Raw genomic sequence first — 11,979 nt, 5'->3', positions numbered from 1 at the left:
CGGCGTATGGCCGCATGCGCCGGCGGCGAAAGGCGGCTATTTCTTCTGACGGGAATCGCGAATCTTGAGGAGGCGGTCGAGCTCATCATTCTGCTGGTTGATGCGGTCAGCGATCCGCGACTCGTTCTGCTCACCCGAGGCGGCCGCGGCCTGCTCGATGAGCTGGCGGATATTGTCCTCGAGAATCGCGATGCGATCGTTGAGTGCGTCCATCGACAGCGAATCTTCGTAGTCATTGCTCATGATGCATCCCCTGCAAATCGATCAAGAGCTTTAAGGGCCCCCAGCGGGCCCACCATGATCTAGCGCAAGATAAGAAGGTGGGCACGGCGCTTCACGCCTTGCCTACCGTGCAGCAGCCTTACTTCAGCGGCTCCAGCACGGAGACGTAGTTGGCAACCGCCGCACCGCCCATGTTGAAAATGCCGCCGAGCTTTGCATTCTTGAGCTGCATGCCCTCGGGCGCTTGGCCGGCGAGCTGCATCGCGGTCATCACGTGCATGGAGACGCCGGTGGCGCCGATCGGATGGCCCTTGGCTTTCAGGCCACCGGACGGATTGACCGGCAGCTTGCCGTCCTTGAGCGTCCAGCCTTCCTTGATGGCACGGGCACCCTGCCCCCGCGGCGTCAAGCCCATCGCTTCGTACTCGATCAGCTCGGCGACGGTGAAGCAGTCATGGGTCTCGACGAAGGAGAGATCGGAAAGTGTAACGCCCGCCTTCTCCAGTGCGCGCTGCCAAGCGACCGTGCAGCCCTCGAACTGGAGGATGTCGCGCTTGGACATCGGCAGGAAATCCTGGGCGTGCGCGGTGGCGCGGAAGCCGATCGACTTGCTCATGCCCTTGGCGGTTTCCGCGTCGGCCAGCACCAGGGCAGCGGCACCGTCCGAGACCAGCGAGCAGTCGGTGCGCTTCAGGGGGCCGGCGACGTAGGGGTTCTTCTCGCTCTCGGCGCGGCAGAAGTCGAAGCCAAAGTCCTTGCGCATCTGGGCGAAGGGATTGGCGACGCCGTTCTTATGGTTCTTGGCCGCGATCAGCGCCAGTGCATCGGACTGGTCGCCGTATTTCTGGAAATAGGAGCTGGCGATCTTGCCGAACACGCCGGCGAAGCCGCCGACAGTGTCGCCGTCCTCGGGAAGATAGGACGCCTTGAGCAGGTTCTTGCCGATCTCCGGGCCCGGCGTGCGCGTCATCTGTTCGACCCCGACAACGAGGACAATCCTGGCCGCGCCGGCCGCGATCGCGCGCACGCCCTGATGGACGGCGGCGGAGCCGGTGGCGCAGGCGTTCTCGACCCGGGTCGCCGGCTTGAAGCGCAGCTTCGGGTCGGCCTGGAGCACCAGCGAGGCGGTAAAATCCTGGGGCGAGAAGCCGGCGTTGAAATGGCCGAGCACGATCTCGTCGACATCGCCGGCCGAAATGCCGGCATCCGCCAGCGCCTCATTGGCGACCTTCACCACAAGGCTTTCCACAGTCTCGGTGTCGAACTTGCCGAACGGCGTATGCGCCCATCCGACGATGCTGGCGGTCATGGTCATTCTCCCTGGCGGTCTCTTGCTGACCTAAGTCTTAGCTCAGGGATGGCAAGACTTCACGCGGGTTTAAGGGCCTCGAGGGTGCGCTGGCAGATGGCAGTTATGCCGGCCCAGTTCCCGGCCCTGATCTCCGCCGTCGGGCACAGCCAGGAACCGCCGACCGCGACCACATTGGGCTCCGCGAGCCAGGTTGCTGCATTGGCCTCGCCGACCCCGCCGGTCGGGCAGAACCGCACGTTCGGGAACGGCCCACCCAGCGAGCGCAGCCCCTTGATGCCGCCGGCCTGCTCGGCCGGGAAAAATTTTGTAATGTCGAAGCCGTAGGACAGCGCCATCATCAGCTCGGAGGCCGTGGCGATACCCGGCGCAAACGGCAAGGAGCTATGGGTGGCGGCCTTCAAGAGGTCCGGGGTCAAGCCCGGGCTGATGCCGAACGCAACGCCGAGCTTCTCGACACGGGTAAAGTCGGCCGGATTGAGAATCGTGCCGATGCCGACCACCGCCTCGGGCACCTCGGCCATCATCGCCCTCGCCGCCTCGATCGCAACAGGGGTACGCATGGTCACCTCCAGCGTGCGGACGCCGCCGGCCACCAGCGCACGCGCCAGCGGCACCGCATCCTGGATACGCTCGATGGTGAGGACGGGAATGACAGTCGCGGCCTTGAACAGCGCGGCGAGGTGGTTCTGTTGGGCAGTCGTGGTCATCTTGGCTTTCGTTTCACTTGGTCGCTTGACGCGTGGCCGCCGGCCGGTGCCGTTTCTTCGGCGGCATGGCATAACCCGGAATGATGGCGCCGGAATAGCAGATGACGAGGCTGGCGAGGCGGTGCCCGGCCTGGGCGGCCTCGACCGGGTCGGAACCGGCGAGCCGTGCCGCGATATAGGCCGCCGCAAAGCTATCGCCGGCCGCGGTGGTGTCGACCACGGGTTTAGTCATGGGCTCCGCGCGGACCTCATAGGGCCCCCCGGGAAAGCGCAGCAGGCTGACCGGCTCGGCGAGCCGGAACACCAGCTCGGAGCTTGGGATGCGCGCCATCAACTGCTCGTGGCTCTCACCGGGATAGAGGGCGAGCAGATCCTCGGTCGAGGTCAGCACGATGTCGGCTGCCGCGAAGGCCGCTGAAAACACCTCGCGCGCGACCTCACGATCCGGCCATCCCCGCGCGCGAAAATTGGTGTCGAACACGAAGCGGGTGCCAAGCAGACGCGCGCGCTTGATCGCCGCGAACAGGCGCTCGCGCCCGGCCGCGTCGTAGATCGAGAGCGTGATCGCAGAGAGATAGACGATGTCGTAGCTCATCAGCGAGTTGAGGAGATCGTCCGTTTCCGGCAGGTTCATCAGCTGGCGCGCCGCCGCACTGTCGCGCCAGTGGAAGAACTGGCGCTCTCCCTTCGCATCCAGCTGGATCATGTAGAGGCCGGGCAGCTTGCCCGGCAGCCGCGCGACGCGCCTCGTGCCGACGCCCTCCGCAGTCCAGGCCGCGATCATCTCATCGCTCAGGGCATCGTCGCCAAGCGCGGTGAAATAATCGACCTTGACCTCGAGCCGCGCGAGGTAAACGGCCGTGTTGAGGGTGTCGCCGCCGAATCCACGCGAGTAGAGGCCCCCGCCCTGCCCGCTGGAAGGTCCGGCGGATTGTCCACCCTGGGCCTGCCGGAGCTCGACCATGCATTCGCCGATGCAAGCAACGCTCGCCATCACTTTACCCGCTCAGTCAGAGATCAGGCGACGAAATTGCCGCCGAGCTCGTCTTCGATGTGAATGCGGATGATGTCGTCGAAAGTCTTCTCGGCAGTGGTGAAGCCGAGCTCGAGCGACCGCTTTGCATTGAAGTTGCGCGGCCAGCCGCCGACGATGCCGACGATAAAGGGATCGGGCTCCCGCTTGATGCGGGCGGCGACCTTGTCGCCGGCGACGCGCTTCAGCGCAGCGATCTGCTCGCCAACCGTCGCCGACAGGCCCGGCATGGTCAAATTACGGCGCGGCCCCACCGCGGCGAGGTCCATGGTGCCGGCATGCAGCAGGAAGCCGACGGCGGAGCGCGGCGTGGCATGCCAGTGGCGGACGTCCTCGGACACGGGAAGAACCGCTTCCTTGCCGGCCAGCGGCTCGCGCAGGATGTTGGAGAAGAAGCCCGATGCCGCCTTGTTGGGCAGGCCGGGCCTGATGCAGATGGTCGGCAGGCGGATGCCGATGCCATCGAGGAAGCCGCGGCGGGAATAGTCGGCCAGCAGTAATTCGCCGATCGCCTTCTGCGTACCGTAGCTCAGAAGCGGCGTGTGGAAGAACTCGTCGCCGATCGCATCGGGGAACGGCGCGCCGAACACCGCGATCGAGGACGTGAAGACCACGCGCGGCTTGTAGCCGCCGCCTGCAAGCCTGACGGCATCGAGCAGCATTCGCGTGCCGTCGAGATTGATGCGGTAGCCCTTGTCGAAATCGAGCTCGGCTTCGCCCGAGACGATCGCGGCGAGATGAAAGATCACGTCCGGACGGCCGGCGATCAGCTTTTCGGCCGCACCCGGCACGGCGAAATCGCTCGACACGGTCTCGACGGCAAAACCGGCTCTTTCGGGCGCCTTCGGCTCGACCACGTCATGCATGGTCAGCTTGGTGATGTCGCTCTTGCCGAGCCGGCCGTCGCGCGACAACCGTTCGCACAATTTGCGGCCGACCATGCCGGCGGCGCCCAGAACCAGAATGTGCAAGAGCCTACTCCTTTTTATTGGCCGGAACGCGCCGATTTCGGCAATTCGTCCTGGCGCGCTCTCGAGGCAGGCCCCGCGATCATTCCTTCACGGCGCCGGTCATCGCCGACACATAATACTCCACGAAGAAGGAATAAAGGATAACTACGGGAACCGAGCCGGTCAGAGCCGCCGCCATCAGGGCCCCCCAGTGGTAGACGTCGCCATTGACGAGCTCGGTGATCGCGCCGACCGGGATCGTCTTGTTTTCGGACGAGGAGATGAAGGTCAGCGCGTAAATGAACTCGTTCCAGGACAACGTGAAGGCGAAGATGCCCGCCGAGATCACGCCCGGCAGCGAAAGCGGCAGCGTGATCTTCATCAGAATCTGCAGCCGCGTCGCCCCGTCGATCAGCGCACACTCCTCCAGCTCATAGGGGATGGTGCGGAAATAGCCCATCAGGAGCCAGGTGCAGAACGGGATCAGGAAGGTCGGATAGGTCAGGATCAGCGCCAAATTGCCGTCGAACAGCCCGAGCTGAAACACGATCGCCGCCAGCGGAATGAACAGAATGGAGGGCGGCACCAGATAGCCGAGGAAGATCGCAAGGCCGACATAGCGCGAGCCCTTGTAGCGAAGGCGTTCGATCGCATAGGCGGCGCAGACGCTGGCGAACAGGGAGATGAAGGTCGAGGACACCGAGACGATCACGGTGTTCCACATCCAGAGCGGATAGTCGGTGTCGAAGAACAGCTTCTTGATGTGCTCCAGCGTCGGATGCACGATCCAGAACGGATTGTACTTTTCGTAGTCGTACATCTCCGCGTCCGGCTTGAACGTCGCGACCGCCATCCAGTAGAACGGGAACAGCAGGAAGAAGATGATCAGGCCGAGCGGAAGGTAGACCCGAAAAAACTTCCGCGGGAAGCTCTCGAGATAGTCCATTCCGACGCTTTGGTCGTCTGCCGTGGTCATGGTCAGTCCCTCCCGCCCTGCTGCCAGCGGGAACGCTGAAGCCCGAAAAAGCTGAGCAGGATCGCCGCGACCAGGAACGGAATCATCGCGTTCGAGATCGCCGCCCCCTCGCCGAGATTGCCGCCAGTGATGGCGCGCTGGAACGACAGCGTCGCCATCAGATGGGTGGAGTTGATCGGTCCACCCCGCGTGATGGTGTAGATGAGCTGAAAGTCGGTGAAGGTCATCAGCACCGAGAACGTCATCACGACCGCGATGATCGGCGACAGCATCGGCAGCGTGATGTGGCGGAAGCGCTGCAGATTGGTGGCGCCGTCGAGATTGGCGGCCTCATAGAGCGAGGGCGAGATGGTCTGTAATCCCGCCAGCAGCGTGATCGCCACGAAAGGCACGCCGCGCCAGATATTGGCGGCGACGACCGACCAGCGCGCATTCCAGGGATCGCCAAGGAAATCGATATAGCGCGTGATCAGGCCGGCCTTAATCAACACCCAGGAGATGATCGAGAACTGGCTGTCATAAATCCACCAGAACGCAATCGCAGAGAGCACCGTGGGCACGACGAAGGGCAACAGCACGATCGCCCGAATCATCGACTTCATCGGCAGCCGCTCGTTGAGCAGCAGCGCCAGGTAAAGACCGATGGCGAATTTCACCGCGCTGGCGGCGACCGTGTAGAAGATCGTGTTGAACACCGAAAGCCAGAACACTGAGTCCTTCGCCAGCGAGACGAAATTCTGGAAGCCGATGTAGCGCCCGGCGCCGCCGATCTTGGTATCGGTCATGCCGAGCCAGAAGCCCAGCGCCAGCGGGTAAGCCAGAAACAGGATGAGGATGGCGATTGCCGGCACCATGAACATCGCGCCGAGGAAATGCCGGCTCTCGAATGCTCTGGTCCACAAGCTGCTGCGCTTGGCCTGCGCGACAGTGGACTCGGCCATAACTGCCATGTCGGATTCCCCTCGACGAAAAGTCGCGGCGTCCGGCGAACCGGACGCCGCGTAGATTGGAGCTGATCAGACCTGATAGTAGCGCTTGGCGCGCTCGGCTGCGCGTGCGGCTGCCGCCTTCGGCGTCACCGAGCCCGACGCCGCCTCGGCGAACATGTCGACGACGACGAAGTCGCCCATCACCGCGGCCGAGGCATAGCCGAGATCGCCGGCATAGCCGTTGTCGCGGCAGCGCTTCAGGCAGTCGCGATACGGCGTGATCTTCGGATCCGACGTCCACACCGGGTTGTCGTTGTAGGCCGGAAGCGGCGGCGACACGTAGCCGTTGGAGGAGACCTCCCAGGCGTCGTAGTTCGCCTTGTCCATCATGAACTTGATGTATTCCTTGACCGCCTTCGGATACTTCGAGTGCTTGTAGCCGTAATAAACCAGCACGTTCTGCTGCTCGGTCGACACGCCGACCGGACCGATCGGCATCGGCGCGTGGTTCATGTCCTTGGCGATCTCCTGCTGCTTCGGATCGGTCGAGTTCTTTCCGACGGTCCAGATCGAGATGCCGTTCAGCGTCAGGCTGAGCTCGCCGTTGAGGAACGCCTTGTTGTTGTTCGAGTCGTTCCACGACAGCACGCCGGGGATGAAGGTCTCGTAGAGCTGCTTGACGTATTCGAGCGCGGCGATCGTCTCCGGCGAGTCGATCACGACCTCGTTCTTTTCATTGACGACTTTGCCGCCGAAGGCCCACAGCGCCCACTGGCACCAGCCGTTGGCGTCACCCGTGGCGTGGCCGAGCGCGAAGCCGGCCGGCGTGTTGTTCTTCTTCAGAGCCTGGCAGAGCTTGAGGAAGCCGGCAGTGTCCTTGGGAAATTCATCGAAGCCGGCGGCCTTCACGTGGCTAACGCGATAGTTCAGGCAGCCGCCGGTCGCGCCCTGCGGAATGGCGATCCAGCTGTTGCCCTTCTTGCCGTAGCGTTCGGCAACCGGGTACCAGCCGCCATACTGCGCGCCGAGATAGTCGGCGACGTCAGTCATGTCGATCAGCTTTTCCGGGAATTTGTGGGGATCATCGAGCGTTCCGATGATCAGGTCGGGACCGGCGCCGACATTGGCGGCGACCGCGGCTTTGGGGCGGATGTCCTCCCAGCTCTCGGCCTCGAGCTTGATCTTGACGCCGGTCTTCTCGGAGAACGCCTTGGTCTGCTCGGCGAATTTGTCGAACTCGGCCTGAATGAACTGCTTCCAGCGCAAGACGCGGATGGAAGCGTTCGGCTCGGGCGTGTTGGTCCACTCCGCCGCGCGTACCGGGACAATGCCCGGGCCGGCCAGCAGCGCCGCGCCGCCCAGACCGACTTTAAGCACACTTCGCCTGTCGAAATCGCTCATCGTTCTCTCCCTAAATTTTATATTTGTATTGGGTCGTCTTGTATTGGGGCAGTTCTGCTTGGCAGTTCTTTGGCGTCGCTATACGCGTTTGCCCGTCGCCTCGTCGAACAGATGAATCACGGAAGGATCGGGCTTCAGCTTGACCTTGTCGCCCGGGTTGAACTGGTGACGTTCGCGGAAGACCGCGACGACCTGCTCACCACCGAGCTTCGCAAACACCTGCGTTTCCGAGCCGGTCGGCTCGACCACGACGATCTCGGCATCGGCGCCGTCGTCAGCGATGGTGAAATGCTCGGGACGCACGCCGTAAACGACAGGACGCCCGTCGGACGCCGCCGGCGCGTTCCTGAGCGGCAGCTTGACGCCATTCGGCCCCTCGAAGGTCGCAACGCCGTTGACCCGCACATGACCCTTCAGGAAGTTCATGGACGGCGAGCCGATAAAGCCGGCGACGAACTGGTTCTCGGGCTTGTCGTAGAGCTCGAGCGGCGTACCCATCTGCTCGACGATGCCGTCATGCATGACCACGATTTTATCGGCCATGGTCATGGCCTCGATCTGATCGTGGGTGACGTAGACCGTCGTGGTCTTCAGCCGCTGGTGCAGCTCCTTGATCTCGGTGCGCATCGCGACGCGCAGCTTGGCGTCGAGGTTCGACAAGGGCTCGTCGAACAGGAACACCTGCGGATCGCGCACGATGGCGCGGCCCATGGCGACGCGCTGGCGCTGGCCGCCGGAGAGCTGGCGCGGATAGCGTTCGAGCAGCGGCGACAGTGCCAGGATCTCGGCGGCGCGCTTGACGCGCTTGTTGATCTCTTCGGTGCTCTCGCCCCGCAGCTTCATCGAGAAGCCCATGTTCTCGCCGACCGTCATGTGCGGATAGAGCGCGTAGTTCTGGAACACCATCGCAATGTCCCGCTCCTTGGGCTGGACATTGTTGACGACGCGGTCGCCGATCGAGATCGTGCCTGAGGTGATGTTCTCGAGACCGGCGAGCATGCGCAGAAGCGTCGACTTGCCGCAGCCGGAGGGGCCAACCAGGACAACGAACTGGCCGTCCTCGATCGGAATCGAAACGCCGTGCAGGACTTCAAAATTGCCGAACGATTTCCGCACGTCGCGGATTTGCACAGACGACATCTAGCTCCCTCCTCGAAAGTCCACGACGCATCTCGCGCCGCGACCGTCTTGTTTTTTCAGACTTCACCGAACGAAGCCCAACCTTAGCGGGCGACATTGTCGGCAGTTTGCGCGGTTTTGGCAATTTGTCTTTGGTTAGTCCGTGCTGGTAGCGCTGTCAACGTTCCTTTGTTTGCGACAGTGAGTGTGTTAAGAGCAGCAAATGGGTCGAAACCGCACCAAGTCAGGCAAAATCCGGCTGGCGGAAGTCGCCGAGCTCGCCGGCGTAAGCCCGATCACAGCGTCCCGCTTCTTCCGCAATCCCGAGGCGCTGTCGGTGGCCAAACGGATCCGGGTCGAAAGCGCGGCCAGGGAGCTTGGCTATGTGCCGAACCTGGCGGCGCGCGCGTTGGCCTCGCAGCGCACCGAGGTGATCGGTGTCTTGATTCCGTCGCTGACCAATAACGTGTTCTCCGACGTGCTACGCGGCATCTACGACGCCTCCGAAAACAGCCGTTACTCGATCCAGTTGTCCAACACACGCTACAGTATTCTCCAGGAGGAGAAGCTGCTGCGGCTGTTTCTTGCGCAGAAGCCGGCCGGGCTGATCGTCACCGGCATCGACCAGACCACGGAATCGCGCGCAATGCTCGATGCCGCCGACTGCCCGATCGTGCAGATCATGGAGATCGGACCCAATCCGATCGACATGATGATCGGCTTTTCGCACTATGACGCAGCCCGTGCGGCGGTTGCGCATCTGTTCGCGCAAGGTCACCGCAAGATCGGTTTCGTCGGCGCACGGATGGATCCGCGGGTGCAGCGCCGGCTCGACGGATACGTCTCGGCCATGAAAGACGCCGGACTGTTCGACCAACGCCTCGTCGTCACCACGGCGACTCCGACCTCGGTAACGCTCGGAGGCGCCCTGTTCACCGATCTCCTGGCGCGGGAGCCCGGCATGGACGCGGTGTTCTGCGCCAATGACGACCTCGCGCTGGGTGTGCTGTTCGAATGCAGGCGCCGCGAGATCGCGATCCCCGAACAGATCGCGATCGTAGGCTTCAACGATCTCGAATTCATGGCCTCCGCCGTCCCGACTTTGACGAGCGTGCGCACCAACCGCTACGAGATGGGCAACACGGCCGCCAGCATGTTGATCGAGGCGATCGACGGACGGCGCCCGGAGCACCCGGTGCTCGATCTCGGCTTCAAGGTGATCGAGCGGCAAAGCTCGTCGGCCCGGCGTTCCGACAACCGGCCAGCCGTTTCAGGCGGGGGCGTCGCGAACAAAATGGTAGCGTTACCAAGTGGCCATGACTAGTATCGGATTTGTGAGGAAACGACCCGCCAGCGGGCAGGCAAATCGTCGCTCGCGCCGTTGGGCATCGCACAAGCCGAAACCATAAAACGGACGCCAGTGCGTTTGCATTGCAGGAGGAACCAATGACAAAAAAACCAACCAATGGGCATGCCCCCGCCGGCAAGGGCGCTCGCCGCCACCTCCGCTCGCAGGAATGGTTCAACAATCCGCATAATCCGGGCATGACCGCGCTCTATATGGAGCGCTATTTGAACTACGGTCTCACCCGCGCCGAGCTCCAGTCCGGCAAACCGATCATCGGCATCGCGCAGACCGGCAACGACCTCTCCCCCTGCAACCGCCACCATATCGAGCTTGCCCATCGCGTCCGCGAAGGCATCCGCGAGGCCGGCGGCATTGCGATGGAATTCCCGACCCATCCGATCCAGGAGACCGGCAAGCGCCCGACCGCGGCGCTCGACCGCAACCTCGCTTATCTCGGCCTCGTCGAAATCCTCTACGGCTATCCGCTCGACGGCGTGGTGCTGACCACGGGCTGCGACAAGACCACGCCGGCCTGCATGATGGCGGCGGCGACCGTCAACCTGCCCGCGATCGTGCTGTCGGGCGGGCCGATGCTGAACGGCTGGCACAATGGCGAGCGCACCGGCTCCGGCACCATCGTCTGGAAATCGCGCGAGCGCCTCGCCGCCGGCGAGATTGACTATGAAGAATTCATGGAGATCGTGGCGTCATCGGCGCCCTCGGTCGGCCATTGCAACACCATGGGCACCGCTTCGACCATGAACGGGCTCGCGGAAGCGCTCGGCTTCTCGCTGCCGGGCTGTGCGGCGATCCCCGCCCCCTATCGCGAGCGCGGCCAGATCGCCTACGAGACGGGAAAACGCATCGTCGACATGGTCTGGGAAGACCTCAAGCCTTCGGACATCCTGACCCGCAAGGCGTTCGAGAACTGCATCGTGATCAATTCGGCGATCGGCGGCTCGACCAACGCACCGATCCACATTAACGCGCTGGCGCGCCACATCGGCGTCGAGCTCTCCATCGACGACTGGCAGAAGGTCGGCCACGACGTGCCGCTGCTGGTGAACATGCAGCCGGCCGGCTTCTATCTCGGCGAGGAATTCCACCGCGCCGGCGGCGTGCCGGCCGTGGTGCGCGAACTGATGAAGCACAAGCGCATCCACGAGGACGCGGTCACGGTCAACGGCCGCGGCATCGGCGAGAACTGCGCCAATGCGCCAAAACCCGACAACGACGTGATCTGGTCTTACGACAAGCCGCTGGTGAAGGACGCCGGGTTCCTGGTGCTGAAGGGCAATCTGTTCGATTCCGCGATCATGAAGACCAGCGTGATCTCCAAGGAGTTCCGCGATCGCTACCTCAGCAACCCGACCGATCTCAATGCATTCGAGGGCCGCGCCATCGTGTTCGAGGGTCCCGAGGACTATCACGAGCGGATCGACGATCCCTCACTCGAGATCGACGAGCGCTGCGTGCTGTTCATCCGCGGCACCGGCCCGATCGGCTATCCCGGCGGCGCCGAGGTCGTGAACATGCAGCCCCCTGCGGCGCTGATCAAGCGCGGCATCATGTCCCTGCCCTGCATCGGCGACGGCCGCCAGTCGGGCACCTCGGGCTCCCCTTCGATCCTCAATGCTTCGCCGGAAGCCGCCGCCAATGGCGGGCTCGCGATCCTCAGAAACGGCGACAAGGTACGCGTCGATCTGAACAAGGGCAGTGCCAACATTCTCATCTCCGACGACGAGGTGAAGAAGCGCCACGCCGAGCTGGCGGCGAATGGCGGCTTCAAGCATCCGCCGAACCAGACGCCGTGGCAGGAGCTTTATCGCAACACCGTCGGCCAGCAGTCGACCGGTGCCTGCATGGAGCTCGCTACGCGCTATCAGAACGTCGCCGGCACATTTGGCGTAGCGCGGGATAATCACTGAGTTAGGAACACGTAGCCCGGGTGAGCGGAGCGACACCCGGGACATCCGCTCCCG

11 protein-coding genes are annotated in these 11,979 nt (G+C 63.4%); 2 read left to right on the top strand and 9 right to left on the bottom strand.

What is annotated here, in order from left to right; genetic code table 11:
* Positions 1-36: 36 nt before the first annotated feature.
* The 9 genes from IVB36_RS09105 to ugpC form a co-directional block, all read right to left on the bottom strand.
* Positions 37-243, bottom strand: a complete 207-nt coding sequence (locus tag IVB36_RS09105; protein ID WP_018459240.1) for a hypothetical protein — start codon at positions 241-243, stop codon at positions 37-39.
* Between the two features lie 118 nt (positions 244-361).
* On the bottom strand, positions 362-1,531 hold the full coding sequence (locus tag IVB36_RS09100) for an acetyl-CoA acetyltransferase (RefSeq protein ID WP_007609038.1): 1,170 nt from the start codon (positions 1,529-1,531) through the stop codon (positions 362-364).
* A 59-nt stretch (positions 1,532-1,590) separates the two neighbouring features.
* Positions 1,591-2,241 carry a bifunctional 4-hydroxy-2-oxoglutarate aldolase/2-dehydro-3-deoxy-phosphogluconate aldolase gene (gene eda, locus IVB36_RS09095; RefSeq protein ID WP_247391300.1) on the bottom strand — a complete coding sequence of 217 codons (651 nt, stop codon included), beginning with the start codon at positions 2,239-2,241 and terminating at the stop codon, positions 1,591-1,593.
* A 13-nt stretch (positions 2,242-2,254) separates the two neighbouring features.
* Positions 2,255-3,235 carry a sugar kinase gene (locus tag IVB36_RS09090; protein WP_247391298.1) on the bottom strand — a complete coding sequence of 327 codons (981 nt, stop codon included), beginning with the start codon at positions 3,233-3,235 and terminating at the stop codon, positions 2,255-2,257.
* Between the two features lie 23 nt (positions 3,236-3,258).
* Positions 3,259-4,245, bottom strand: coding sequence for a D-erythronate dehydrogenase (gene denD, locus IVB36_RS09085; RefSeq protein WP_018459243.1), 987 nt, complete (start codon positions 4,243-4,245; stop codon positions 3,259-3,261).
* Between the two features lie 79 nt (positions 4,246-4,324).
* On the bottom strand, positions 4,325-5,200 hold the full coding sequence (locus IVB36_RS09080) for a carbohydrate ABC transporter permease (RefSeq protein WP_007592322.1): 876 nt from the start codon (positions 5,198-5,200) through the stop codon (positions 4,325-4,327).
* A gap of 2 nt (positions 5,201-5,202) precedes the next feature.
* Positions 5,203-6,150, bottom strand: coding sequence for a sugar ABC transporter permease (locus tag IVB36_RS09075; RefSeq protein ID WP_007592324.1), 948 nt, complete (start codon positions 6,148-6,150; stop codon positions 5,203-5,205).
* Between the two features lie 66 nt (positions 6,151-6,216).
* Entirely contained in the window at positions 6,217-7,530 is a 1,314-nt protein-coding gene (locus IVB36_RS09070) for an ABC transporter substrate-binding protein (protein WP_018459245.1), read from the bottom strand.
* Positions 7,531-7,608: 78 nt separating this feature from the next.
* Positions 7,609-8,670: a sn-glycerol-3-phosphate ABC transporter ATP-binding protein UgpC gene (gene ugpC, locus IVB36_RS09065; protein WP_007592328.1), complete on the bottom strand. Its 1,062-nt coding sequence runs from the start codon at positions 8,668-8,670 to the stop codon at positions 7,609-7,611.
* Between the two features lie 202 nt (positions 8,671-8,872).
* On the opposite strand from ugpC, the gene IVB36_RS09060 reads away from it, so the two are divergent.
* Positions 8,873-9,973 carry a LacI family DNA-binding transcriptional regulator gene (locus IVB36_RS09060; RefSeq protein WP_247391296.1) on the top strand — a complete coding sequence of 367 codons (1,101 nt, stop codon included), beginning with the start codon at positions 8,873-8,875 and terminating at the stop codon, positions 9,971-9,973.
* A 122-nt stretch (positions 9,974-10,095) separates the two neighbouring features.
* A complete protein-coding gene (locus IVB36_RS09055; protein WP_247369212.1) occupies positions 10,096-11,925 on the top strand; it encodes an IlvD/Edd family dehydratase in 1,830 nt (609 codons plus the stop codon).
* Positions 11,926-11,979 lie beyond the last annotated feature (54 nt).

The sequence above is a fragment of the Bradyrhizobium sp. 35 genome, assembly GCF_023073215.1.
GTDB classification, from domain to species: Bacteria; Pseudomonadota; Alphaproteobacteria; order Rhizobiales; family Xanthobacteraceae; genus Bradyrhizobium; species Bradyrhizobium canariense_D.
Note: the sequence above shows the minus strand (reverse complement) of the source record. Positions and strands in the feature narration are given on the sequence as shown.

Excerpts from the sequence above, each read along its gene's own strand:
- IVB36_RS09070 (WP_018459245.1), bottom strand. The coding sequence starts at position 7,530 with ATGAGCGATTTCGACAGGCGAAGTGTGCTTAAAGTCGGTCTGGGCGGC.
- eda (WP_247391300.1), bottom strand. The coding sequence starts at position 2,241 with ATGACCACGACTGCCCAACAGAACCACCTCGCCGCGCTGTTCAAGGCC.
- ugpC (WP_007592328.1), bottom strand. The coding sequence starts at position 8,670 with ATGTCGTCTGTGCAAATCCGCGACGTGCGGAAATCGTTCGGCAATTTT.
- IVB36_RS09075 (WP_007592324.1), bottom strand. The coding sequence starts at position 6,150 with ATGGCAGTTATGGCCGAGTCCACTGTCGCGCAGGCCAAGCGCAGCAGC.
- IVB36_RS09055 (WP_247369212.1), top strand. The coding sequence starts at position 10,096 with ATGACAAAAAAACCAACCAATGGGCATGCCCCCGCCGGCAAGGGCGCT.
- IVB36_RS09080 (WP_007592322.1), bottom strand. The coding sequence starts at position 5,200 with ATGACCACGGCAGACGACCAAAGCGTCGGAATGGACTATCTCGAGAGC.
- IVB36_RS09105 (WP_018459240.1), bottom strand. The coding sequence starts at position 243 with ATGAGCAATGACTACGAAGATTCGCTGTCGATGGACGCACTCAACGAT.
- IVB36_RS09100 (WP_007609038.1), bottom strand. The coding sequence starts at position 1,531 with ATGACCGCCAGCATCGTCGGATGGGCGCATACGCCGTTCGGCAAGTTC.
- IVB36_RS09060 (WP_247391296.1), top strand. The coding sequence starts at position 8,873 with ATGGGTCGAAACCGCACCAAGTCAGGCAAAATCCGGCTGGCGGAAGTC.
- IVB36_RS09090 (WP_247391298.1), bottom strand. The coding sequence starts at position 3,235 with ATGGCGAGCGTTGCTTGCATCGGCGAATGCATGGTCGAGCTCCGGCAG.